Source organism: Verrucosispora sp. WMMC514 (assembly GCF_027497295.1).
Taxonomy (GTDB): domain Bacteria; phylum Actinomycetota; class Actinomycetes; order Mycobacteriales; family Micromonosporaceae; genus Micromonospora; species Micromonospora palythoicola.
Window position 1 is genome coordinate 1,216,699 of sequence record NZ_CP114906.1, and the last position, 23,013, is coordinate 1,239,711.

Consider the following 23,013-nt stretch of genomic DNA (forward strand, 5'->3'; position numbering starts at 1 on the left):
GTGGAGGCGGGCCGGCGACACGCCGGCCCGCGCTGGCGTGGCAGGTACTCAGAACAGGGCGCTGGCCAAGGCCCGACGGGCCGAGGCGACGGCGGGGTCGTCCGGGCCGGCGATGGCGAACAGGCCGACCAGGTGCTGGCGTACCTTCTCCCGGTCGTCACCCGCGGTGCGGCGGACCAACCCGACCAGGCGCTGGTACGCCTGATCGGCCAGACCGCTGAGCACCTCGATGTCGGCGGCGAGCAGTTGGGCGTCGACGTCGTCGGGTTTGGCCGCCGCGGCGGTGAGCGCGGCCTGCGGGTCGGCGCCGGCCACCCGGCGGGCGAGTCCCACCTGGGCCAGCCCGGCCTCGGCGGCGGCGTCCGCCGGGGTTTCGGCGAGGATCTTCCGGTACGCCTGCTCGGCGGCGTCCAGGTCGCCGCTCATCAGCGCGTCGTCCGCCTCGTCGAGCCGTGGATCCTCCGGCTCGGCCACGCTCACCCCGCCGGCCTTGAGCACGGCCTGGATCCACTGGCGCAGCTGCGCCTCGGGCACCACGCCGGAGAAGGCGTCGACGGGCTGCCCGCCGACCACCGCGTACACCATCGGGATGCCCTGGACCCGGAACATCTGCGCGAGCCGCGGGTTGGCGTCCACGTCGACCTTGGCGAGCACCCAGGCGCCGCCACCCTCCACCGCCAGCCGTTCCAGCACCGGGGAGAGCTGCTTGCAGGGCTGACACCACTCGGCCCAGAAGTCGATCACGACGGGTGTGGTCAGCGAGCGCTCCAGGACCTCGGACTGGAAGGTCGCCTCGGTCACGTCGATGACGGTGACCCCGCCGACGGCGCCGCCGGGTGCCCCGGCGGGCGGGCCGGCCTGGACCGGAGCCGGTGTGGAACTGGGGGCAGGGGTGCGCAGCGCGCTGAGGTCGACCGCGCCGCGGGTGAAGATCGACGAGGTGATCCGTGGGTCGCTCATGGTTGTCTAGTCTCGCACGCAGTCCGCCGAACTCGGATCAGCCTCGGCCCGCGCAGTTGCCACTGTCACCCCTGCCCAGCCGCCCTGGTGGGCCGAAGGTCAGAACCGTGCGGGCTCGCGGTAAACGCCCCATTCGGCCCGCAGCGCGTCGCAGATCTCGCCCAGCGTCGCCTCCGCCCGGACGGCGTCCAGCATCGCCGGGATCATGTTCCCCCCGGTACGGCTCACCGCCACCATCGCCTCGACCGCGGCACGCACCCGGCCCTCGTCCCGAGCGCGCTTGCGCTCGGCCAGTGTCCGGCGCTGTTCCACCTCCACCTCGTGCGAGATGCGCAGGATCTCCAACTCCTTGGCGACCGTACCGGTGTGGCAGTTGACGCCGACGATCTTCTTGTCGCCCTTCTCCAGCGCCTGCTGGTACGCGAACGCGGCCTCGGCGATCTGTCCGGTGAACCAGCCGTCCTCGATGCCCCGCAGGATGCCGGAGGTCATCGGCCCGATCTGGTGCGGGCCGTCGCCACCGAGCGCGCGGATCCGGGCGAAGATCTCCTCCGCCTCGGCCTCGATCCGGTCGGTGAGCGCCTCGACGTACCAGGAGCCGCCCAGCGGGTCGGCCACGTTCGTCACCCCGATCTCCTCCATCAGCACCTGCTGGGTACGCAGGGCGATCTCGGCGGAGGAGTCGGTGGGCAGGGCGAGGGTCTCGTCCAGGGCGTTGGTGTGCAGCGAGTTGGTGCCACCGAGCACCGCGGCGAGCGCCTCGACGGCGGTGCGTACCACGTTGTTGACCGGCTGCTGCGCGGTCAGCGACACGCCGGCGGTCTGGGTGTGGAACCGCAGCCAGAGCGCCTTCTCACTGGTGGCGCCGTAGACGTCACGCAACCAGCGGGCCCAGATCCGGCGGGCGGCCCGGAACTTGGCGATCTCCTCGAAGAAGTCGACGTGCGAGTCGAAGAAGAAGCTCAGCCCGGGGGCGAAGACGTTGACGTCGAGCCCACGCGACAGCCCGAGTTCGACGTAGCCGAAGCCGTCGGCCAGGGTGTACGCCAGCTCCTGCGCCGCCGTCGAGCCGGCCTCCCGGATGTGGTACCCGGAGACCGACAGCGGCTTGTAGCGCGGTATCTCGGCCGCGCAGTACTCCATCAGGTCGCCGATCAGGCGCAGGTGCGGCTCCGGGTCGAACAGCCACTCCTTCTGCGCGATGTACTCCTTGAAGATGTCGGTCTGCAACGTCCCGTCGAGGCTCGACAGGTCGGCGCCCTGCCGCTCGGCGGCGACCAGGTACATGCAGAACACCGGCACCGCCGGGCCGGAGATGGTCATGCTCGTGGTCACCCCGGCCAGGTCGATGCCGTCGAAGAGCACCTCCATGTCGGCGGCGCTGTCCACCGCCACCCCGCAGTGGCCCACCTCGCCGAGCGACTGCGGGTCGTCGGAGTCGCGCCCCATCAGGGTGGGCATGTCGAAGGCGACCGAGAGCCCGCCGCCACCGGCGCCCAGGATCATCTTGTAGCGCTCGTTCGTCTGCCGGGCGTTGCCGAACCCGGCGAACTGGCGGATGGTCCAGGTCCGCCCCCGGTAGCCGGTCGGGTGCAGGCCCCGGGTGTAGGGGAACTCCCCGGGCCAGCCGATCCGCTCGAAGCCCGGGTACGCGACGCCCTCCGGCGGACCGTAGACCGGCTCGACGGGCATCCCGGAGAGCGTGGTGAAGTCGGCGTCCCGCTTGCGCGCGGAGTCGTAGCGGGCCTGCCAGCGGGCCCGCCCGGCCGCGATGTCGTCGGCGTTCATCCCCGGGCTCCTCCTCGAGTCCTCGACTGCGATCGAGTGTAGAGCCCCTGCCTGAACGATCGATAAGGTAGTTCGTACCGGCCGGTAACCCGAGCTGCGCGAACTCAGCCGGCGGGACCGTCGATGGCCACGTCGTCCACCCGGATGTTGATCTCGTCGACCCGCAGCCCGTACGCCTCCACCGCCCTGGTCACCGCGACCCGCACCGCCGTGGTCACCTCGGGCACCGGATGCCCGGCGTCGGTCACGAGCACCAGGTTGATCACGGCACCGCCGTTCGTCACGTGCGCCGAGCACCCCCGCCGCGCGTCGCCGACCTGGTCGAGCCCCACCCGGTCGAGCACCGCGTTGAAGAACCGGGCGATGTCGCCACCCAGCTCGACCACGCCGGGCACCGACTTCGCCGCCGCCACCGCGATCTTCTCCACCACCTCGTCCGAGATGTGGGTGCGCCCGCCCGCCACCGCGTCCGGCGTCATCGCCAGCTCCTGCGTCATCTCGTGATCCATGCGTCCCCCAGCGGCCGTCGCGGCAGCCGCGCAACCGCGCGGCGGTGCGAGCCTAACCGTCTCCGGCGGTCCGCAGTGGACGCGGTTACCCGGAGAGCTGAGCCAGCAACGCCTCGGCTGCCGCGTACGGATCGGTGGCACCGGCCGCCACCTCGGCGGCGAGCGCGGGCAGCTGCGTACCGTCGCGCAGCGAGCCGATCCGGGAGCGGAGCACGCCCAGCGCGATCGCCTCGACCTCGGCGGCGGCCCGTGCCTCGCGCCGCCGGCGCAGCTCGTCGTGCTCGACCAGCCAGGCGCGGTGCTTGTCGATCGCGGCGGCGACGTCGTCGATGCCCTCACCACGCGCGGCGATCGTCCGCGCCACCTGCGGACGCCACTGGCCCGGCCCACGCTCGCCGAGGGCGATCATGCCCTGGATGTCGCGGACCGTGGCGTCGGCGCCGTCCCGGTCGGCCTTGTTGACCACGAAGACGTCGGCGATCTCCAGGATGCCGGCCTTCACCGCCTGGATCGCGTCGCCCATTCCGGGCGCGAGCAGCACCAGCGTGGTGTCGGCCAGGGAGGCCACCTCGACCTCCGCCTGCCCGACGCCGACGGTCTCCACGAGCACCACGTCGCAACCGGCGCCCTCCAGCACCCGCACCGCCTGCGGGGTGGCCGCCGACAGCCCACCGAGATGCCCTCGGCTGGACATCGAGCGGATGTAGACGCCCGGGTCGGTGGCATGGTCCTGCATCCGAACCCGGTCACCGAGGATCGCGCCGCCGGTGAACGGACTGGACGGGTCGATGGCCAGCACCCCCACCCGGTGACCGTGCGCGCGTAGGGCCCGGACCAGCTCGTTCGTGGTGGTGGACTTGCCCACCCCCGGCGAACCGGTCAGGCCCACCACCTGGGCCCGTCCGGTGTACGGGGCGAGCGCCGCGGCGATCGCCGGCACGGTCCCGTCGCCCGACTCGACCAGGGTGATCAGCCGGGCGACCGCGCGGGGGTCACCGTCGCGGGCCCGTTCGACGAGCATCGGTACGTCCCGGCTGCGGCGCACCGAACCGGTCGCCGCCGCCGGGACGCGGGTGTCCGACTCGCTCACAGATCGGTTTCGCTGGGGTCGGGCACGTGGATGATGAGCGCGTCGCCCTGGCCCCCGCCGCCGCACAGCGCGGCCGCGCCGGTGCCGCCGCCACGCCGCTTGAGTTCCAGCGCGAGGGTGAGCACGAGCCGGGCACCGGACATGCCGATCGGGTGGCCGAGCGCGATCGCGCCGCCGTTGACGTTGACCTTGTCCGGGCTGACGCCGAGGTCACGGATCGACTGGATGCCCACCTGGGCGAACGCCTCGTTGATCTCGATCAGGTCGAGGTCGGAGACGGCCAGGCCACCCTTGCGCAGGGCGTGCTGGATGGCGTTGGACGGCTGCGAGTGCAGGGAGTTGTCCGGACCCGCCACGTTGCCGTGCGCTCCCACCTCGGCCAGCCAGTCCAGACCCAGCTCCTTGGCCTTCGCCTTGCTCATCACCACCACGGCGGCGGCGCCGTCGGAGATCGGCGAGGAACTGCCGGCGGTGATGGTGCCGTCGGAGGTGAACGCCGGACGGAGCTTGGCCAGGGACTCGGCGGTGGTGTCCGGCCGGATGCCCTCGTCCTCGCTGATCACCAGCGGGTCACCCTTGCGCTGCGGGATGACCACCGGGGTGATCTCCTCGGCGAAGTGGCCGTTCTTCTGGGCGGCGGCGGCGCGCTGGTGGCTGCCGGCCGCGAACTCGTCCTGCTCCTGGCGGGTGATGCCGCGGGTGCCGCCGTGCCGCTCGGTGGACTCACCCATCGAGCAGCAGTCCCAGGCGTCGGCCAGCCCGTCGAGCGCCATGTGGTCCTTGATCACCACGTCGCCGTACTTGTAGCCGGCACGCTGACCGAGCAGCAGGTGCGGGGCGTTGGTCATCGACTCCATGCCGCCGGCCACCACGATGTCGAACTCGCCGGCCCGGATCAGCTGGTCGGCCAGGGCGATCGCGTCGAGACCGGAGAGGCAGACCTTGTTGATCGTCAGGGCCGGTACGGACATCGGGATGCCGGCCTCGACGGCCGCCTGCCGGGCGGGGATCTGCCCGGTGCCGGCCTGGAGCACCTGGCCCATGATCACGTACTGCACCTGGTCGGGTGCGACTCCCGCCCGTTCGAGCGCGGCGGAGATGGCGATGCCGCCGAGTTTGGTCGCCGGTAGGTCCTTGAGGTTGCCCAGCAGGCGCCCCATCGGGGTCCGCGCGCCGCTGACGATCACCGAAGCCATACCTGCCTCCGAGGGGATGCCGCACTGTACGCCTTAACGAATGTTCGGCCAGACTAACGTCATGCCTGAGAACTCCCCCGCCGAGCCCGCTGCCGACTATGTCACAGACATCGGGCTGCGCCGCATCGACCATGTCGGGATCGCGGTGCCCGACCTCGACGTCGCCATCGACTTCTATCAGCGCACGTTCGGGATGCGCTGCGTGCACACCGAGACCAACGCCGAGCAGGGCGTCCGGGAGGCGATGTTGACGGTCGGGCCGAGCGCCGAGGGCGGTTGCGTGCAACTGCTCGCGCCGCTGACCCCGCAGTCGACGATCGCGAAGTTCCTGGACCGCAACGGGCCGGGCGTTCAGCAGGTGGCGTACACGGTGACCGACATCGACGCGGCCTGCGCGGCACTGCGCGAGCGTGGCGTGCGGCTGCTCTACGAGACCCCGAAACGCGGCACCGCCGACTCCCGGATCAACTTCGTGCACCCGAAGGACGCCGGCGGCGTATTGATCGAACTGGTGCAACCGGCCGCGTCCCACTGACCCGGCCCGCGCCCACCCGACCTGACGAGCCGCGAGCACGGAGGTGTGCGCTTGCCCGGGCAGGCACGCACCTCCGCGCAGTGGCCGATGCACTTTCTCACAGGAGGCTTTCCAGCCTTAGCTACCGTTCAGTAACCTCCGGCCTCACAGGTAGCCCGGTGGCGCGGTATGTGGCGGCGGCCGACATGGTGACGGCCGCCGAACGGCGTCGACGATGGCAGCCCAGGCCCGCCGCTGGCGCGGCGAGAACCGGAGGTCACCGTGCAGGAGATTCTCGAAGCCATCATGGCCGCGGACGGGTCGGCCGACCCGGCGCGCGAGTTGGCCGGCGTCGCCGGGCTGCCGGTACCGGACAGCTACCGGGGCGTGGTCGTCCGGGCCGGGGAGACCGGGATGTTCGACGGCATGGCCACCCGGGACAAGGACCCCCGCAAGGCCCTGCACCTGCAGGAGGTGCCGACGCCGGAACTCGGCCCGGGAGAGGCGCTCGTCGCGGTGATGGCCAGCGCCATCAACTACAACACCGTCTGGACCAGCATCTTCGAGCCGCTGTCCACCTTCAGGTTTCTCACCCGCTACGGCCGCACCTCCGAGCTGGCCCGTCGGCACGACCTGCCGTACCACGTGGTCGGTTCCGACGCGGCGGGAGTGGTGCTACGGGTCGGTGCCGGGGTGAGCCGCTGGCGTCCGGGCGACGAGGTGGTGGCCCACTGCCTGTCGGTCGAGCTGGAGGACGCGGCCGGTCACGACGACACGATGCTCGACCCGCAGCAACGGATCTGGGGGTTCGAGACCAACTTCGGTGGCCTGGCCGAGCTGGCCGTGGTCAAGGCCAACCAGCTGATGCCCAAGCCGGCGCACCTGAGCTGGGAGGAGGCGGCCAGCCCCGGGCTGGTCAACTCGACCGCGTACCGGCAGTTGGTGTCGCACCACGGCGCGAACATGAAGCAGGGCGACGTGGTGCTGATCTGGGGCGCCTCGGGCGGGCTGGGCGGCTACGCCACCCAGTTGGCGCTCAACGGCGGCGCCATCCCGGTCTGTGTCGTCTCCTCCGCGGAGAAGGCGGAGCTGTGTCGACGGATGGGTGCCGAGCTGGTCATCGACCGCTCCGCCGAGGGCTTCCGGTTCTGGTCGGACGAGGAGACCCAGAATCCGGACGAGTGGCGCCGCTTCGGCGAGCGGATCCGGGAGCTCACCGGCGGCGAGGACCCGGACATCGTCTTCGAACACCCGGGCCGGGAGACCTTCGGTGCCAGCGTCTACGTCGCCAAGCGCGGTGGCACCGTCGTCACCTGCGCCTCCACCAGTGGCTTCCTGCACCAGTACGACAACCGCTACCTGTGGATGCACCTGAAGCGGATCGTGGGCAGTCACTTCGCCAACTACCGCGAGGCGTGGGAGGCCAACCGGCTGGTGGCGCTGGGGAGGATCCACCCCACCGTGTCGAGGACGTACCCGCTGGAGCGGACCGGCCAGGCCGCGTACGAGGTGCACCGCAACGCCCACCAGGGCAAGGTCGGCGTGCGCTGTCTGGCCCCTGCGGACGGACTGGGCGTACGCGACCCTGAGCTACGCGCCCGCCACGTCGAGGCCATCAACCGGTTCCGTGGGCGCTGACCTGACGGCCGAGGCGCCGGTGGCCATTCGGTGATCGCCGATTGGCTTTCCACACGGGCGGCCTGACGCCCATTCGTGTGAGAGAGCGACGCGGAAACAAAGGGGCCGTGCGCGATCCCGCCACGGCCCTTTTCCACGTCACGCTCCGTGCCATCCGGCTCGCCCCGGAGCTGGCAAGATCGCCTGTCGACCCGGTGGCCGACCACCGCCCGGAGTTGACCATGTAATGCGGACGGCAAAGGGCGGCACGCTCTTGCGAAGCACCCCAGGGAGTCTGCCAGTATGTCCCAATGCCCCAGCAGCAGTCCTCCCCTCTCGCGTTCTTCGATAACGCGAACTCGCAGCCAGATTTCACGGTTGGCCTGCGCGGATACAACACCGGTCAGGTCGACGACTTCATCGGCCGGCTCAACGCCGCGCTGAGCCAGGCCAACAAGGACCGCGCCGACGCCGAGCAGGCGCTCAACGACGCGCAGCGCCGGCTCCGGCAGTCCGAGCAGCGGCTCACCGCCCTTGAGCAGAAGCTCACCGACACCAGCAAGCAGCTGGAGGAGAACAGCCGGCCCACGCTGTCCGGCCTCGGCACCCGGGTCGAGCAGATCCTCCGGCTCGCCGAGGAGCAGGCCAACGACCACCGCAACGAGGCCAAGCGCGAGTCGGAGGGCATCCTCTCCGCCGCCCGCCTCGAGGCGCGGGAGATCACCGACAAGGCGCGTGCCGAGGCCGCGGCCATGAAGGCGACCGCCGAGCGGGAGGCCGGCAACGTCCGCACCGCCGCCGAGCGCGAGGCCGCCGAGGTGCGCGTCCAGGCCCGACGCGAGGCCGACACGCTGCGCGCCGACGCGGATCGGGAGACCAAGCAGCTGCGTACGGTGACCGCCCACGAGGTCGCCGAGCTGAAGTCCACCGTGGAGCGCGAGGTGGCCACCCTGCGGGCCACCGCCGAGCGCGAGATCACCCAGCAGCGGGCCAAGGCCGCCCGCGAGGCCGAGGAGAAGCGCGCCGAGGCGACCAAGCTGCTCACCGACGCCCGCGACAAGCGCGACAAGGATCTCCAGGCTCTGGAGTTGCAGCTCGCGGAGCGGCGGGAGAAGGCCGAGCGCGAGGAGTCGGAGCGGCACGCCGCCCAGGTCGCGCAGACCCAGAAGCTGGTCAACGAGGCCGAGCAGCGGGCCCGCGCCGCGCAGGACCGGGCCAAGGAGATCGAGCAGCGCGCCGAGGCCCGCCGGGTCGAGTCGGAGCGCAACGCCACCGAGACGGTGGAGAAGGCCAAGGCCCTGGCCGAGCGGACGCTCAACGAGGCGCGCGCCGAGTCGCAGCGGCTGCTCAGCGAGGCCCGCACCGAGGCCGAGCTGACCACCCAGGCGGCCAGCCGCGAGGTCGAGGACCTCACCCGGCAGAAGGATGCCGTCACCGCCCAGCTCGTCCAGATCCGGTCCAGCCTCGCCGGCCTCGCCGGTCTGGTGCCGGGGGTGGCCGACGCGGTGGTCGCCAAGGTCGAGGCCACGAAGGCGGAGGACACCAAGGCGGAGGGCTCCGAGAAGCCCGTCGCCGCCGAGTCGGCCAGCTGAGCCGCCTCCCGTACCGGGGCATGAATTTACGGCGTGAGGTGACACCGGGACACCGGTGGCACCTCACGCCGTCATGCGTCCCACACCCGCCGCGATCCGTGTGAAGTACCTCCAATCCACGGCGTCCGTATCGCCCCAGGAGGGCCTGATGCGTGTGAGGATGGGGGCATGTCGCACGGCGAGGAACTGTTCGCGCTCGGCGGGGACGTGACCACGGAGCCCAGCTTCGAGTCCGCCCTGCGGGGGTACGAGAAACGACAGGTCGACCGATACGTCGCTCGTGCGGAGCACGAGATCGCCGCGCTCGCGGCCGAGCGGGAACAGGCGTACACCCAGATCCACAAGCTGGCCGGTCAGGTCGAGGTGCTGCAACGTGACCTCGCCCAGGTGCGCAAGCAGGTCGGGGTCGTCGACCGAGCCGCCTTCCGGCATCTCGGGCCACGGGTGGAGCAGATCCTGACGCTGGCCGAGGAGCAGGCCGAGGACATCCTCTCCGCCGCCAACGAGGAGATCGAGGCCCGGCGGGCCGCCGCCGAGCACATCATCGAGGAGGCTCGCGTCGCGGCGGCCACCGCGCTCAAGGACTTCGAGATCGCCCTGGCCGCCCGCCGGGCCGAGGAGGAGCGGCAGGCCGCCGCTCGCCGGGCCGAGTCGGAGGCCGCCGCGAAGTCGGCGAAGGAGGAGGCCGCCCGGCTGCGCAAGGCCGCCCAGGAGGCCCTGGACCGGGCGCAGCAGGAGGCCACCCAGCTACGGGACGCGGCCAAGGAGATCCACAGTCGGGCCCAGCAGGAGGCGACCAAGCTGCGCGACGCGGCCCGCGAGGCGCTCGCCACCGCCCAGCAGGAGGCGACCCAGCTGCGCGACGCCGCCAAAGAGGTGCACGCGAACGCCCAGCAGGAGGCGCGACGGCTGGTCGACCAGGCCACCGAGGCGGGCCGGGCCACCCATGCCAAGGCCCAGCAGGAGGCCAAGCAGATCATCGACGACGCCGCCGAGGCTGGCCGGGCCGCCCGTAACAAGGCACGTCAGGAGGCCGAGCGGCTGACCACCCAGGCGACCGAGGCGGCCAAGCGCACCCGCGCCGAGACCGAGGCGTACGCCCAGCGGATGCGCGGCGAGACCGAGGCGTACGTGCAGCACGCCCGGGCGCAGGCGCAGCAGGAGCTGGGCGCCTGGCGGGCCGGGGTGGAGAAGGAGGTGAACAGCCGACGCGAGGCGGCCGACCGGGAGCTGACCGAGCGCACGGCCACCGTCGAACGCGAGTTCACCGCCCGCCGCGATCAGCTCGAGAAGCAGTACAAGACCCGCAACGCCGAGCTGGACGAGCGGATCCGCACCCGTACCGCCGAGCTGGAGTCCGGCTTCGAGACCCGCAGGTCCCAGCTCGAGTCGGAGTACACCGCGCGGAAGAACGAGATCGAGCAGGGCGCCGACCAGATCCGCCAGGCCGCCGAGCGGGATGCCGCCGCGCTACGCGGGCAGGCCGAGGAGCAGGCCGGTGAGCTGCTGCGCCAGGCGGAGACCGAGTCGACCACGAAGCGACGCGAGGCCGACGAGTACGTCGCCACCGTCCGGCGCGACGCCGACGAGTATGCCGACACCACCCGACGCGAGGCCGACGAGCACGTCACCGCCGTACGGCGGGAGGCGGACGAGCACGTCGCGGCGTCCCGCCGCCAGTTCGAGGAGTACGCGGCCACCACGCAGCAGCACCTCGCCACCACCCAGCAGCACCTCGCCGCCACCCAGCAGGAGGCGGCGGCCAGCCGGCAGCAGCTCGCCCAGGTGATGTTGGAGATCGCCAAGGCCCAACAGCAGCTCGCCGACCTGCGCCAGGAGACGTGGAAGTCCCGGCAGGAGTCCGACGAGTTGGAGCGCAAGCTGCTCGGCCTGCGGCTCCAGGCCACCTCGGCTCCCGCCGCGTCGGCCGCACCCGCGGTGGCCACCGCGACCACGAACGGGGCACGCCCTACCGGCGTCTCAACGAACGGCACTCAGCCCTCCGGCGACACGCTGGCGGTCACCTCCTCCGGCGGCGCTGCCAGCCGCCCGAACGACGATGCCGCGGTAGGCGACGGCCGAGCCGGTGACCGTCCGAGCGGTGCCGATGCCGGGCCGGCGACGAAGCCGGTGGCGGAGCCGGTCACCACTGTCGAGGACTCGTCGCCGACCCGGCCGGCGGCCGAGCCCACGAGCGCCGACGGCGGCACCGCGAGCGAAGGACTGGACGGCGAGCCGACGGTGGCCGCGGTTCCCGGCGAGGGTGGCCGAGGTGCCACCCCGACGAAGATCACCAGCACCGGCGAGAACGGCAAGCGCCCCACCAAGCCGACCACCGACGAGCGGACCGCCAAGCCCAGCAAAGTCACCTCCGACTGACGCCGCCCAGCCGACCCCAGCGGCGATCATGCAGTTGTGGCGGTTACAAAGCGGTCCACTGCGGACAAGTCAACCACCACAACTGCATGATCGGCGGGCGGGTGGGGGGTGGTGGCGGGGTCGGGTCCAGGTGAGGAAGCGGGAGAAGAGGGCCTGCGGCGTGGGGGCGTCGTGCGGGTTGAGGTGGTACAGGTCGCGCATGGCTTCGTGCATCAGGCCGGCGAGGTAGACGGACAGACCGGTCAGGTTGTCTTTGTACTCCGCCCGCAGCACCAGTCGCGCCTCCCCGCAGGGCCAGGGCTGCCCGTCGGTACGGCAGCACCAGGTCGGCCGCAACGGCGTGTGTGGCGGTCGACCTGGTCGGGCCGCGCGCTCAAGTGACACAGCAAGCTCCGCAAGGACGGCTCCCGGGTGCGGCTGTCGTGGCCAGGGCAGCGACAGCCGCACCTGGAGCGGGTTCGAAAAGGGCCGCCCACAGGGGGATTGCGGGCGGCCCCCGCCTGAACCCGTCCGCGCCCTCCGGGCAACGAACGAATCCGGCATGGCTGACAGTCTGGTGACGGGACCACTACTGTCGGAAGGCATCGAGGCTGGTGGTGGCCCTGGTGCGGAAGCCGGAGGCCGCCGAGGAATGCCGAGTGGTCCTCGGCCGGCGATTGTGGAGGCAGTGTGGAGCAGACCACGGCGGACCTGATCCGGTCCCAGCTACGCCGGCTACGCGTCACCGCCGGGTTGAGCCAGGAGGAGTTCGGGAAACTGGTGCACTACTCGGCGTCGATGGTCTCCGCCGTCGAGACCGGCGCCCGGCCGTACGATCGCCAGCTCCTGGCCCGGGCCGACGAGGTGCTGACCTCGGACGGGCTGCTGGGGTCGCTGCTGCGGATCGCCGAGCGGGAGGGGCAGCCGTCCTGGTTTCTGCCCTGGCTGGACGCCGAACGCCAGGCCCGGCAGCTACGGGTCTTCCAGCCGACGCTGGTCCCCGCGCTGCTCCAGACCGAGGGCTACGCCCGCGCGGTGATCCGCTGCGACGACCTGCTCAGCGACGACGAGGTGGAGCAGCGGGTGGCCGCCCGGCTGGACCGGCAGGCCATCCTCGACCAGCCCGACCCGCCGCAGCTCGTCGCGGTCGTCGACGAGGCGATCCTGCACCGGCGGGACGAGCGCTTCCGGACGCTCATGGGGCACCAGATCGAGCACCTGATCGCCTGCGCCGAGCGCCCGAGCGTGAGCGTCCACGTCGTACCGCTCAGCGTCGGGCTGCACGTCGGCCTTTACGGGTCGTTCTCGCTGGCCAGGGGCGCGGACGGCGGCTGGGTGGCGAGCCAGGAGACCCAACTGACCGCGTCACCGACCGACAACGAGGCGAATCTGGCTACCCTGTTGGCGCGCTGGGAGACGGTGCGCAACGAGGCACTGTCCCGCCAGCAGTCGATCGCACTCCTCAACGAGATGGTGAAGTCATGGCCCTGAACGGCGCGACCTGGCGCACCTCCACCCGCAGCGGCAGCACCGACTGCGTGGAGGTCGCCGACAACCTGCCCGGCCTGGTGGCCGTCCGGGACAGCAAGGACCGACGGGGCCCGGTGCTCGCGTTCACCCCGTCGACCTGGCGGTCCTTCGTCGCAACGCTAAAGCGGACCTGACTCGCCGCGGCGGCTCGCGCTGAACCACCCACGCCCTCAGCTCGACAGCGTGCCCGCACCAGCACTGCGGGGCGACGGCACTACCCTGCCGAACAGGGCCGCCGGCTCGCCGGCCCGGCAGGCTCATTTCGACCCGGCGGCACCGCCGGAACAGCCGACGGGGAGACCTGATGGCGCAACACGAACCCGATGAGGCCGAGCCGAGACCGGCCGAGCGGGAGCAGCACGACTCGAAGCCGCCAGGGGCCGACGAGGCGACCGGCGCGCCGCAGCAGCGTCCGGTAGGTGCCGATGCCGGCCGCTTCGGCACCCCCGGGCGACCGCTGCGCCGCAACAGCTTCCTGGTCGGATTCACCGGTGCGCTCGGCGTACTGCTCGCGTACGCGGTCTATCTGGGGGTGCGCAACGCCGCGGGGATCCTGGTCCTGGTGGTGATCGCGCTCTTCCTCGCGGTGGGCCTGCACCCGGCGGTGGTCCGGTTGCGGTCCTGGGGGTTTCCGCGCGGGTTGGCCGTGGCGACGGTCGTGCTGATCGTGCTGGCGCTGCTGGCGGCCGGGGTGCTGGCGCTGGTGCCACCCATCGTCACCCAGTCCGGGCAGTTCGTCGAGCAGTTGCCGAGCTACCTGGAGTCGCTGCGCCGCAACGAGACGGTGAACGACCTGGTCGAGCAGTTCGACCTGATGCGCCGCGCCCAGGAGGCGACCAGCGCGGACATGATCGGCCGGGCGTTGGGCGGGGTGCTCGGCGGTGCCCAACTGGTGTTCGGCACCGTCTTCCGGGTGCTCACCGTGCTGGTGCTGACCATCTACTTCCTGGTCTACTTCGACCGGCTCCGCAACCTCGGGTACGCGTTGGTGCCGCGTTCCCGTCGGCAGCGGGTGCAGCTGATCGGTGACGAGATCCTGACCAAGGTCGGGGCGTACATGGTGGGCGCGCTCGCCATCGCCGTACTGGCCGGCGCGAGCACCTTCGTGTTCGCGCTGGTCGTCGGCCTGCCGTACCCGTTCGCCCTGGCCGTGGTGGTCGCGGTGACCGACCTCATCCCGCAGATCGGCGCCACCCTCGGTGCGGTGATCGTCAGCCTGGTCGGCTTCGCCACCGATCCCTCGGTCGGCATCGCCTGCGTGATCTTCTTCGTGGTCTACCAGCAGGTCGAGAACTACCTCATCTATCCCAAGATCATGCGGCGGTCGGTGCAGGTGAACGAGGTCGCCGCGCTGGTGGCCGCGCTGCTCGGGGTCGCGCTGGTGGGGGTGATCGGCGCGCTGATCGCCATCCCGACGGTCGCCGCCATCCAGCTCATCCTCCGCGAGGTGGTCCTCCCCCGCCAGGACGCCCGCTGACCCTGCCGGGCCAGGGCGAACCGGCAGCGGTTCAGTCGGCCTGGCGCTGTGGTGGGCCCGACACCGGGACGTCGGCGAACGCGGCGACCGTCCGGTCGGCGTACGCGCTGGCGTCGCCGGTCTCCATCGGGCCGTCCCAGGTGGTCGGCAGCGGCACCGGCACCGCCGGGTTGACCCGCCGCACCACCTCGTCCAGCGCGGTCTCGGCGTCACCGACCCAGAGGTGCTTGGCGCCGGGCACACCGACCACCTCCGCCTGCGGGATCGCCGCGAACCGCTCGCGGGCCTGCTCCGGGCGCAGGTAGTCGTCGAACTCCGGCACCAGGGCGGTGACCGGCTTTCCCGACTCGGCCCACTGGGCCAGATCGGCCGGTCCGGAATAGCGCAGCGGCGGGGAGAGCAGGATCGCGCCGGTCACCGCCGGGTCGCAGCCGTAGCGCAGCGCCAGGTCGGTGCCGAACGACCAACCCAGCAACCAGACGTTCGGCAGTTCGTGGAACTCGGCGTACTCGATGGCGGCGGCGACGTCGAAGCGCTCGCCGACGGCGGAGTCGAAGCTGCCCTCGCTGGTGCCGCGCACACTGCTGGTGCCCCGGGTGTTGAACCTGAGCACGGCCAGGTCGGCCAGGGCGGGCAGACGCCAGGCCGCCTTGCGGAACAGGTGGCTGTCCATCATTCCGCCGTGGGTGGGCAACGGATGCAGACAGACCAGGGTCGCGGCCGGTTCCCGGTCGACCGGGCGGGCCAGCTCGCCGACCAACCGCAGGTCGTCCGCGGTGTGCAGCTCGATGTCCTCTCGATGCCCGGGCAGGATCGAGGAGGCACGGATCGGTGCGCTCATGCCTCCAGTCTCCCGTTCCGCCGCCCCCGCTGGATCACCGGGGCCCGACGGTCGCGGGCCCGCCAGCAACCGGTGTGCCAGTGCCGGCGGTCGGTGAGGTCGCCCCGGCCGTCCGCCGGCCAGGCCACGACGTGCGCCGCACCGGGCCGGATCTCCTGGTCGCAACCGGGACAGCGGTACGTCTTGGTGGACGCGCCGCCGCTGATGCCGCGCACCTGCCACTCCCCGTCCCGCCACTGCTGGACCGCGGCGACGCCGTGCCGGGCGCGCTCGGCGTCGAGGCGCACCGCGTCGTCGCGGCGGGGACGGTTACGACGGGGACTCACGTCCTCAAGCGTACGGTCGAGCCGGCGCGACCCGGTCAGCGGCGGGTGTGGTCGCGGAACCCCCGGCCGGTCTTGCGGCCCAGGTAGCCGGCGGTGACCAGGTGCTCCAGCAGCGGTGCCGGGGCGAACCCGGGCTCGCGCAGCTCCAGGTACAGCTCCCGCTGGATGGCCAGCGCCACGTCCAGGCCCACCACGTCGAGCAGCTCGAACGGACCCATCGGGTAGCCGCAGCCCAGCTTCATCGCGTGGTCGATGTCGTCGGTGGTGGAGTAGCTGGCCTCCAGCATCCGCACCGCGTCGTTGAGATACGGGAACAGCAGCGCGTTGACGATGAAACCGGACCGGTCGCCACAGACCACCCCGGTCTTGCCCAGCGTGGCGCTGACGGCCTGCGCGGTGGCGACGGTCTCGGCGGAGGTACGGATCGTCCGGACGATCTCCACCAGCGGCATCGCCGGGGCCGGGTTGAAGAAGTGCAGACCCACCACGTCGGCCGGGCGCTGGGTGGCCATCGCCAGCTCGATCACCGGCAACGACGAGGTGGTGGTCGCCAGCACCACGCCCGGCTTGCAGGTCTCGTCCAGGCTGGCGAAGAGGGCCTTCTTGACGCTGAGTTCCTCGACCACCGACTCGACCACCAGGTCCACGTCGGCCAGGTGGTCCAGCGTCGCCGACCAGTTGATCCGACCGAGCGCGGCATCCCGGTCGGCCTCGCTGAGCCGGCCTCGGACCACGCCCTTGTTGAGCGACGTCCGCACCGCCTCGAAGACCTTGGCCGACTGCTCCGCGCCCCGGGTCACCGACACGACCTCGTAGCCGGCGTTGGCGAAGACCTCGATGATCCCGGTCGCCATGGTCCCGGAACCCACGATGCCGACCTTGGTCACGACTGCGGGGCTCGCAAGCTCACTCCTCGCGCTCCCGATGCCAACCTTGGTCAGGGTCGCGCCGGTCACCGCCGGTTCCGTCGTGGTCGGCGTCTGCTCGTCCGGTACGACCTTCGGCGAGCCGGGCCGCTCGTAGGTGTAGAAACCCCGGCCGGACTTCCGCCCGAGCAGTCCTGCGGTCACCATCTGCTTGAGCAACGGCACCGGGGCGTGCCGGCGGTCCCGGCCACCACGCCGGTACATGGTGTCCAGGATCTCGTACGCGGTGTCCAGGCCGATCAGGTCCATCAGCGCGAGCGGACCCATGGGCAGTCCGCAGCCGAGCTTCATGGCCGCGTCGATGTCCTCGCGGGTGGCGTACCGGGACTCGAACAGGTCGACGGCGTGGTTGAGGTAGCCGAAGAGCAGGGCGTTGGCGATGAACCCGGCCCGATCGCTGATGGTGACGTCGACCTTGCCGAGCCGCTTGCAGAGCGCCTCCACGTCGGCCACCACGTCGGCGGAGGTGACCACCGTGCGTACCACCTCGACCAGCTTCATCACCGGTGCCGGATTGAAGAAGTGGATGCCGACGACCTGGTTGGGGCGCGCGGTGGCCACGGAAATCTCGGTCACGCTCAGCGAAGAGGTGTTGGTGGCGAGGATGGCCTCGGGCTGGCAGACCCGATCCAGCTCGGCGAAGAGCCGCTGCTTCAGATCGAGGTGCTCGGGTACCGCCTCGATCACCAGGTCCACCGAGTGCAGCGCGTCCAGCCCGACGGCGAAGGTGACCCGGCCCAGCAGCGCGTCCCGGTCGGCCTCGGCGAGCTTGCCCCTGGCCACCGCCCGGTCCGTCGAGCCGGTCAGATTGGCCCGACCACGGTCGAGCGCGGCGTCGGAGATCTCCACGGCCACCACGTCGATGCCGTTGCGGGCGAAGACCTCAACGATGCCGGCACCCATGGTGCCCAGACCCACCACACCCACGCTGGTGAACTCGCGCGTCACGACCCGGCCTCCCCTGTCGGCAGCGACACGGCCGGACATTAACGGCCGCTAAGGTTATGCGCGCGAGTCTGCCATGTGACGCACCGTTGTCGAGGCGTCGTGGCACATGTCACCGATGTCCCGGTTTACCCGTCGAGCCCGGACGGCGGGCGACCGGGCCCGAGCCGGGAGCGGACCCGGCTCAGTCGGGATCGACCCCGGCGAGGGCGAGCAGTTCGGCGACGAACTCCGCCGGGCGCTCCAGGTGTGGGCTGTGCCCGCAGCCGGACAGCACCACCTCCCGGTAGCTGCCGCCGGTCTCGGCGTACCGGTCGAGCACCGCGCGGGTCTGTCCGATCATCGGCTGCGGTGGGCACTCCTGCGGCCCGGGCCAGCCGGGCACCACGCCCAGCGCCCCCAACTGCGCCAGGTCGAACAGTGAGGTGTCCGAGACGATCACGTCGGAGTCGCCGCGGATCCAGGTGACCGGGGGCTTGGGTGTCACGGCCACCAGTTCCTCGGCGATCCGGAACCGCGCCAGCGCGTTGAGCACGCCACGGCCGCCCGGCGCGCTACCCGGCCAGTTCGGCGAGCTCACCGCGTCGCCGGGGTAGTTGTCCGGGCCGGTGGCGGTGGAGAGCACGCTGTCGAGCAACGGTTCCTCGTCGTCGCCGAGGCAGGCGGGGTCCGCCACGTAGGCCGCCCGCAGCACGCTGCGCGGGCTGGTCCGCGCCTCCGCGCCGCGGTCACCCGCGGCCAGCCGCGCGACGAAGTCGCCGCTCGCCGTGCCGGCCCCGGAGCCGGCCAGGTCGGGCGTGGTCGGCGTGCCGGCCAGGTCGCGGGTGGCGCCGAACCCGTACGGGGACACCGGCGCCGCGAGCAGCAGCCCGGCGATCCGGTCGGGGCGGTCCACCAGCAGGCGCATCGCCACTCCGCCGCCGAGCGAGTGGCCGACCACCACGGGCCGGGCGCCCTCGGCGAAGAGCGACGGCTCGTCGAGCAACGCCACCACGTCGTCGGCGAAGTCGGTCAGGCCCCGGGTGGCGTCGACCGGGGCGGTCTGCGTGGCCCCGTAGCCGCGCAGATCCGGCGCGACCACCCGCAGGGTCGGCGGCAGGCGGCGCACCAGCGGCTCCCAGAAGGCGGCCGAGGAGCAGTTGCCGTGCACGAGCAGCACCGGCACGCCGTCGACAGGTCCGGCCACCCGGACGGCCTGGGTGATTCCGTTCGCGGTGACGTCGCGCTGCTGGCTGTCCATCCGCGGCATGCTGCCACGATCGAAACCGCCGGTCCATATGGCCGGCACCCACGGTGCCGGGCCGTCGTGGGTGGCCGACGCCCACGCCGCCGGGGCCGGAGCGGGGACCGGGACGCGGTCGTCAGCGGTGGACGCCGACCACCGCCGCCGCGTCCGGCGCGCCGACCTGCCCGGGCACCACCGGTGTCGCGAGCGTGGCGGGCAGTGGTCGGACCGGCCGGCGCTCCTGGCGCGGCAGTTCGAAGCTCAGACCCACCGGATCCGTGCGGGCCACGCCCGGGTCGAAGAACCTCAGCTCGGTACCGCCGATCCGGATCACGTCGCCGTCACTGAGCCGGACGACCTCGGTTGCTCGGAGGTCGTTCACCCAGGTGCCGTTCGTGGACCCGAGATCCACCAGGGAGGCGCCCTCACCGGCCCGCCAGATCTCGACATGCCGCCGGCTCAGATGCGGGTCGTGCACCACGATGTCGACCGCCGGATCACGGCCGATCACCTGCGGCCGGCGCGGCAGCCGGAAACGCCAGCCCCGCATCGGCCCGGCAGCCACCGTGAGCAGCGGCATCAGTTGCGGATGTTCCTCCATGGACGGTCAGCCCCTCCACCCGTGTGACGATCCCGGGTCAGCGTTTCACCACCGGGTGTCCACCTCCACCATCCAGCCGGATGCGTACCGGTAACCGTCCGGGTGCTTTGTGTTCACATATTCCACGGCATCCGGCGACAGAACTACCGGCCCGGACGAGAGGTTCGTCCGATTCAACCGTCCGGACGGCTGGGAGGATTCGCCCGTTTCCCCACCCCTACCGGCGAGTAATTCTCGCGTCTAGACTTCCGCCATGACGGCTGTGCTACCCCCCGGCACCCCAGCGGTCCAGGGCAACCACCTGATCTCGACCAGCCCGGCGTCCGGCGACGAAGCCGGGCGCGTCCCGGTCGCCACCACGGTCGACGTCGAACGCGCCGTCGAGCGGGCCCGCGCCGCCGGCCAGTGGTGGGCGGGGCTCGGCTACACCGGGCGACGGGAGCGGCTGCTGCGCTGGCGGCGACTGCTCGCCCAGCGGATGGAGCAGTTGGCCGCCCTGATGCACGCCGAGAGCGGCAAGCCGCTCGCCGACGCGCTCGTCGAGATCGTGACCACGGTGGAGCACGTGGACTGGGCGGCCCGTAACGCCCGGCGGGTGCTGGGCCCCCGGCGGGTCCGCTCGCGGCTCGTGCTCGCCGAGTTCTCGGCCCACCTGGAGTACCAGCCGCACGGCGTGGTCGGCGTGATCGGCCCGTGGAACTATCCCGTCTTCACCCCGATCGGCTCCATCGCGTACGCGTTGGCGGCCGGCAACGCGGTGGTCTTCAAGCCCAGCGAGTACACCCCGGTCGTCGGTCAGTGGCTCGTCGACAGCTTCGCCGAGGTGGTGCCCGAGCATCCGGTGCTCGCCGCGGTGCACGGACTCGGCGACGTCGGTGCCGCCCTGTGCCGGTCCGGGGTCGACAAGCTCGCCTTCACCGGCTCGACGGCCACCGCCAAGAAGGTGATGGCGGCGTGCGCCGAGTCGTTGACCCCGGTGCTGGTGGAGGCCGGCGGCAAGGACGCCATGATTGTGGACACCGACGCCGACCTGGACGCCGCCGCCGACGCCTGCGTATGGGGAGCGATGACCAACGCCGGGCAGACCTGCATCGGCATCGAACGCGTCTACGCCGTGGAGCCGGTCTTCGACGCGTTCGTCGACAAGGTCGTCGAGCGCGCCGGGCGGCTCACCGTCGGCCCCGACCACGCCGACATCGGTCCGATCACCATGCCCAGTCAGCTCGACGTGATCCGGCGGCACATCGAGGACGCGGTGGCCCGTGGCGGTCGGGCGGTGCTCGGTGGGCCGGACGCGGTACGCCCGCCGTACGCGCACCCGACGGTGCTGGTCGAGGTGCCGGAGGAGGCTGCCGCCGTACGCGAGGAGACCTTCGGCCCCACCCTGACCATCAACCGGGTCCGCACCGCCGACGAGGCGCTCGCCCGGGCCAACGCCCTGCCGTACGGGCTTGGTGGTTCGGTCTTCGGTCAGCGGCGCGCGGTCGCGATCGCCCGGCGGTTGCGCTCCGGGATGGCTTCGGTCAACTCGACGCTCACCTTCGCCGGCATGTCCACCCTGCCGTTCGGCGGGGTCGGCGAGTCCGGCTTCGGCCGGATCCACGGCGAGGACGGGCTGCGCGAGTTCGCCCGGGCCAAGGCCGTCACCCGCCGCCGGGGGCGTTCGCTGCTGCCGTCGACCACCTTCGAGCGCACCGAGGCCGACGTGAGCCGGCTGGTGAAGGCGGTCAAGCTGCTCTACGGCCGGTGACCGGCTAGAAGAGCGTCAGTTCGTCGCGCTCGATGCCCCGCAGCCGGTCGTAGTCGACCACCACGCAGCGGATCCCCCGGTCGGTGGCGAGCACCCGGGCCTGCGGCTTGATCTCCTGCGCGGCGAAGACCCCGGCGACCGGGGCGAGCAACGGATCACGGTTGAGCAGTTCCAGGTAGCGGGTGAGCTGCTCCACCCCGTCGATCTCGCCACGGCGCTTCACCTCGACGGCCACCGTGCCCTGGTTGGCGTCGCGGCAGAGCAGGTCGACCGGGCCGATGGCGGTCATGTACTCGCGGCGCACGAGGGTGAAGCCGTCGCCCAGTGCCTCGGGGTTGGCCGCCAGCAACTCCTGGAGGTGGGCTTCCACGCCGTCCTTGCGCAGCCCGGGATCGACACCCAGCTCGTACGAGGTGTCCTGGAAGATCTCCTCCAGGGTGATCCGCAGTTCCTCGCCGGCCTTGTTCACCACCCGCCAGACGCCCGGGGCCTCCTCCAGCCGGCACGGCGGGCTCATCCAGTTCAACGGCTTGTACGCCCGGTCGTCGGCGTGGATGGAGACCGATCCGTCCGCCTTCACCATCAGCAGCCGGGTGGCCGGCGGCAGGTGGGCCGAGAGGCGTCCGACATAGTCCACCGAGCATTTCGCAATCACCAACCGCACCCGAGCAGGGTAGCGGAGTCACCGGCCGTCGCCACCGAGCGGCGCTGGCGTGCCGGTGCCATGCTGGGCTGGTGCTCGAAGTGCTCACCGGTACCGGCCTCGCCGCCTCGGCGGGGCTGAACGCCTACATTCCGTTGCTGGTGACGGGCCTGCTGGCCCGCTACACCAGCGTGATAGACCTGCCTGGCGGGTGGCAGTGGCTGGGCAACGAGTGGGTGCTGGGCATCCTCGCGGTGCTGCTCGTGGTCGAGGTCGTGGCGGACAAGGTGCCCGTGGTGGACCACGTCAACGACATGGTGCAGACGGTCGTCCGGCCGACGGCCGGCGGGCTGGCGTTCGGAGCCGGTTCGGCGTCCGAGACGGTGACGGTCAGCGACCCGGACAGCTTCTTCGCCAGTGGCGGCCAGTGGTTGCCGGTGCTGGTCGGGGTGCTCATCGCGCTCGGCGTCCACCTGCTGAAGTCGACCGCGCGACCGGTCATCAACGCCACCACGGCGGGCCTGGGCGCGCCGGTGGCGAGCACCGCCGAGGACGCCACGAGCGTGGTCATGTCGCTCGTCGCGATCATCCTGCCGGTGCTGGTGCTGGCGTTCCTGGTCGGCCTCGTGCTCGTCCTGCCGTGGCTGCTGCGCCGCCGGGCGGACCGGCGTCGGGAGCGGCAGGCGGCACGCGAGGCGGGCTTCCGCGTCTGAGCCCGGGTCACCGGCTCGACCGAATCACCACCTCAACCCGCCCTAAAGCCTAAAATTGGGGCAATCAACGGAGGAGGTTGGGTCATGACCGCAGCAATGGAGATGCCCCGGGTCCAGGAGTGCGTGGTTGCCGCGTGCGCGTACAACCACACCGGCGACTGCCACGCCTTCGCCATCACCATCGGCAGCCTGGACCACGCCCACTGCCACACCTTCATCGAGATGCCCGCCGTCCGGGCCGGTCTCGACGGGCAGATCGCCCAGGTCGGGGCGTGCCAGCGCGCCGACTGCCGGCACAACGAGCAACTGGAGTGCCAGGCACCGGCGATCCGGGTCGGTCCCGACGCCGACATGGCCGACTGCATGACCTACGACCACCGCTGAGCGCGCCGTCTCGCGCGGCTCCCGGCCA

22 protein-coding genes are annotated in these 23,013 nt (G+C 71.7%); 10 read left to right on the top strand and 12 right to left on the bottom strand.

All coding sequences use genetic code 11. From position 1 onward, the window contains the following. Positions 1–48: 48 nt before the first annotated feature. The 5 genes from O7597_RS05485 to O7597_RS05505 all read right to left on the bottom strand — a co-directional run bounded on the left by O7597_RS05485 (position 49) and on the right by O7597_RS05505 (position 5,543). Positions 49–960 (bottom strand): tetratricopeptide repeat protein, encoded by a 912-nt coding sequence (locus tag O7597_RS05485; protein WP_281582169.1) that lies wholly within the window; start codon positions 958–960, stop codon positions 49–51. Positions 961–1,059: 99 nt separating this feature from the next. Continuing rightward, a complete protein-coding gene (locus O7597_RS05490) occupies positions 1,060–2,748 on the bottom strand; it encodes a methylmalonyl-CoA mutase family protein (RefSeq protein WP_269738028.1) in 1,689 nt (562 codons plus the stop codon). Positions 2,749–2,852: 104 nt separating this feature from the next. Beyond that, positions 2,853–3,257, bottom strand: coding sequence for an Asp23/Gls24 family envelope stress response protein (locus O7597_RS05495; RefSeq protein ID WP_269738029.1), 405 nt, complete (start codon positions 3,255–3,257; stop codon positions 2,853–2,855). Between the two features lie 85 nt (positions 3,258–3,342). Further along, positions 3,343–4,347 carry a methylmalonyl Co-A mutase-associated GTPase MeaB gene (meaB, locus tag O7597_RS05500; RefSeq protein WP_281582170.1) on the bottom strand — a complete coding sequence of 335 codons (1,005 nt, stop codon included), beginning with the start codon at positions 4,345–4,347 and terminating at the stop codon, positions 3,343–3,345. Next, positions 4,344–5,543: an acetyl-CoA C-acetyltransferase gene (locus O7597_RS05505; protein ID WP_281582171.1), complete on the bottom strand. Its 1,200-nt coding sequence runs from the start codon at positions 5,541–5,543 to the stop codon at positions 4,344–4,346. Before O7597_RS05505 ends, meaB begins: the two co-directional genes overlap by 4 nt. Positions 5,544–5,604: 61 nt before the next feature. Here O7597_RS05505 and mce point away from each other — a divergent pair, with 61 nt between their 5' ends. The 4 genes from mce to O7597_RS05525 all read left to right on the top strand — a co-directional run bounded on the left by mce (position 5,605) and on the right by O7597_RS05525 (position 11,645). Next, a complete protein-coding gene (gene mce, locus O7597_RS05510; protein ID WP_269738032.1) occupies positions 5,605–6,078 on the top strand; it encodes a methylmalonyl-CoA epimerase in 474 nt (157 codons plus the stop codon). Between the two features lie 261 nt (positions 6,079–6,339). After that, the gene (ccrA, locus tag O7597_RS05515; RefSeq protein WP_281582172.1) at positions 6,340–7,695 is read left to right on the top strand and encodes a crotonyl-CoA carboxylase/reductase; all 1,356 of its coding nucleotides are present in this window, start codon (positions 6,340–6,342) and stop codon (positions 7,693–7,695) included. A 290-nt stretch (positions 7,696–7,985) separates the two neighbouring features. Beyond that, positions 7,986–9,266, top strand: a complete 1,281-nt coding sequence (locus tag O7597_RS05520) for a DivIVA domain-containing protein (protein ID WP_164447617.1) — start codon at positions 7,986–7,988, stop codon at positions 9,264–9,266. A 168-nt stretch (positions 9,267–9,434) separates the two neighbouring features. Continuing rightward, positions 9,435–11,645, top strand: coding sequence for a hypothetical protein (locus tag O7597_RS05525; protein ID WP_281582173.1), 2,211 nt, complete (start codon positions 9,435–9,437; stop codon positions 11,643–11,645). A 69-nt stretch (positions 11,646–11,714) separates the two neighbouring features. Here the strand turns inward: O7597_RS05525 and O7597_RS05530 are convergent, their stop codons facing one another. After that, positions 11,715–12,029, bottom strand: coding sequence for a hypothetical protein (locus tag O7597_RS05530; protein WP_269738035.1), 315 nt, complete (start codon positions 12,027–12,029; stop codon positions 11,715–11,717). A gap of 285 nt (positions 12,030–12,314) precedes the next feature. On the opposite strand from O7597_RS05530, the gene O7597_RS05535 reads away from it, so the two are divergent. From O7597_RS05535 to O7597_RS05545, 3 genes are all read left to right on the top strand, one after another. Next, positions 12,315–13,115 (top strand): helix-turn-helix transcriptional regulator, encoded by an 801-nt coding sequence (locus tag O7597_RS05535; protein ID WP_281582174.1) that lies wholly within the window; start codon positions 12,315–12,317, stop codon positions 13,113–13,115. Continuing rightward, positions 13,106–13,288, top strand: coding sequence for a DUF397 domain-containing protein (locus O7597_RS05540; RefSeq protein WP_281582175.1), 183 nt, complete (start codon positions 13,106–13,108; stop codon positions 13,286–13,288). The genes O7597_RS05535 and O7597_RS05540 overlap by 10 nt, the downstream gene beginning before the upstream one ends. Before the next feature lie 170 nt (positions 13,289–13,458). Then, a complete protein-coding gene (locus tag O7597_RS05545; protein ID WP_269738038.1) occupies positions 13,459–14,631 on the top strand; it encodes an AI-2E family transporter in 1,173 nt (390 codons plus the stop codon). Between the two features lie 31 nt (positions 14,632–14,662). On the opposite strand, the gene O7597_RS05550 is transcribed toward O7597_RS05545, so the two are convergent. The 5 genes from O7597_RS05550 to O7597_RS05570 form a co-directional block, all read right to left on the bottom strand. Beyond that, positions 14,663–15,472, bottom strand: coding sequence for an alpha/beta hydrolase (locus tag O7597_RS05550; RefSeq protein WP_164447623.1), 810 nt, complete (start codon positions 15,470–15,472; stop codon positions 14,663–14,665). Continuing rightward, positions 15,469–15,759, bottom strand: coding sequence for a hypothetical protein (locus tag O7597_RS05555; RefSeq protein ID WP_281583190.1), 291 nt, complete (start codon positions 15,757–15,759; stop codon positions 15,469–15,471). Before O7597_RS05555 ends, O7597_RS05550 begins: the two co-directional genes overlap by 4 nt. A 74-nt stretch (positions 15,760–15,833) precedes the next feature. Next, positions 15,834–17,672: a 3-hydroxybutyryl-CoA dehydrogenase gene (locus O7597_RS05560; RefSeq protein WP_281582176.1), complete on the bottom strand. Its 1,839-nt coding sequence runs from the start codon at positions 17,670–17,672 to the stop codon at positions 15,834–15,836. Between the two features lie 181 nt (positions 17,673–17,853). Further along, positions 17,854–18,909 carry an alpha/beta hydrolase gene (locus O7597_RS05565; RefSeq protein ID WP_281582177.1) on the bottom strand — a complete coding sequence of 352 codons (1,056 nt, stop codon included), beginning with the start codon at positions 18,907–18,909 and terminating at the stop codon, positions 17,854–17,856. Positions 18,910–19,030: 121 nt separating this feature from the next. Continuing rightward, a complete protein-coding gene (locus O7597_RS05570; RefSeq protein WP_281582178.1) occupies positions 19,031–19,495 on the bottom strand; it encodes an FHA domain-containing protein in 465 nt (154 codons plus the stop codon). Positions 19,496–19,748: 253 nt separating this feature from the next. Here O7597_RS05570 and O7597_RS05575 point away from each other — a divergent pair, with 253 nt between their 5' ends. Then, positions 19,749–21,245, top strand: a complete 1,497-nt coding sequence (locus tag O7597_RS05575) for an aldehyde dehydrogenase family protein (protein ID WP_269738043.1) — start codon at positions 19,749–19,751, stop codon at positions 21,243–21,245. Between the two features lie 4 nt (positions 21,246–21,249). Here the strand turns inward: O7597_RS05575 and nucS are convergent, their stop codons facing one another. Further along, positions 21,250–21,909, bottom strand: coding sequence for an endonuclease NucS (gene nucS / locus O7597_RS05580; protein WP_269738044.1), 660 nt, complete (start codon positions 21,907–21,909; stop codon positions 21,250–21,252). Positions 21,910–21,980: 71 nt separating this feature from the next. On the opposite strand from nucS, the gene O7597_RS05585 reads away from it, so the two are divergent. Together O7597_RS05585 and O7597_RS05590 are read left to right on the top strand one after the other, a co-directional pair. Further along, positions 21,981–22,601, top strand: coding sequence for a DUF4126 domain-containing protein (locus O7597_RS05585; protein ID WP_164447628.1), 621 nt, complete (start codon positions 21,981–21,983; stop codon positions 22,599–22,601). Positions 22,602–22,685: 84 nt separating this feature from the next. Then, complete coding sequence (locus tag O7597_RS05590; protein WP_164447629.1) at positions 22,686–22,985, top strand: DUF1540 domain-containing protein; 300 nt, start codon at positions 22,686–22,688, stop codon at positions 22,983–22,985. Positions 22,986–23,013: the final 28 nt, after the last annotated feature.

Excerpts from the sequence above, each read along its gene's own strand:
- O7597_RS05485 (WP_281582169.1), bottom strand. The coding sequence starts at position 960 with ATGAGCGACCCACGGATCACCTCGTCGATCTTCACCCGCGGCGCGGTC.
- O7597_RS05490 (WP_269738028.1), bottom strand. The coding sequence starts at position 2,748 with ATGAACGCCGACGACATCGCGGCCGGGCGGGCCCGCTGGCAGGCCCGC.
- O7597_RS05495 (WP_269738029.1), bottom strand. The coding sequence starts at position 3,257 with ATGGATCACGAGATGACGCAGGAGCTGGCGATGACGCCGGACGCGGTG.
- O7597_RS05505 (WP_281582171.1), bottom strand. The coding sequence starts at position 5,543 with ATGGCTTCGGTGATCGTCAGCGGCGCGCGGACCCCGATGGGGCGCCTG.
- mce (WP_269738032.1), top strand. The coding sequence starts at position 5,605 with ATGCCTGAGAACTCCCCCGCCGAGCCCGCTGCCGACTATGTCACAGAC.
- O7597_RS05520 (WP_164447617.1), top strand. The coding sequence starts at position 7,986 with ATGCCCCAGCAGCAGTCCTCCCCTCTCGCGTTCTTCGATAACGCGAAC.
- O7597_RS05525 (WP_281582173.1), top strand. The coding sequence starts at position 9,435 with ATGTCGCACGGCGAGGAACTGTTCGCGCTCGGCGGGGACGTGACCACG.
- O7597_RS05540 (WP_281582175.1), top strand. The coding sequence starts at position 13,106 with ATGGCCCTGAACGGCGCGACCTGGCGCACCTCCACCCGCAGCGGCAGC.
- O7597_RS05545 (WP_269738038.1), top strand. The coding sequence starts at position 13,459 with ATGGCGCAACACGAACCCGATGAGGCCGAGCCGAGACCGGCCGAGCGG.
- O7597_RS05550 (WP_164447623.1), bottom strand. The coding sequence starts at position 15,472 with ATGAGCGCACCGATCCGTGCCTCCTCGATCCTGCCCGGGCATCGAGAG.
- O7597_RS05565 (WP_281582177.1), bottom strand. The coding sequence starts at position 18,909 with ATGGACAGCCAGCAGCGCGACGTCACCGCGAACGGAATCACCCAGGCC.
- O7597_RS05570 (WP_281582178.1), bottom strand. The coding sequence starts at position 19,495 with ATGGAGGAACATCCGCAACTGATGCCGCTGCTCACGGTGGCTGCCGGG.
- O7597_RS05575 (WP_269738043.1), top strand. The coding sequence starts at position 19,749 with ATGACGGCTGTGCTACCCCCCGGCACCCCAGCGGTCCAGGGCAACCAC.
- O7597_RS05590 (WP_164447629.1), top strand. The coding sequence starts at position 22,686 with ATGACCGCAGCAATGGAGATGCCCCGGGTCCAGGAGTGCGTGGTTGCC.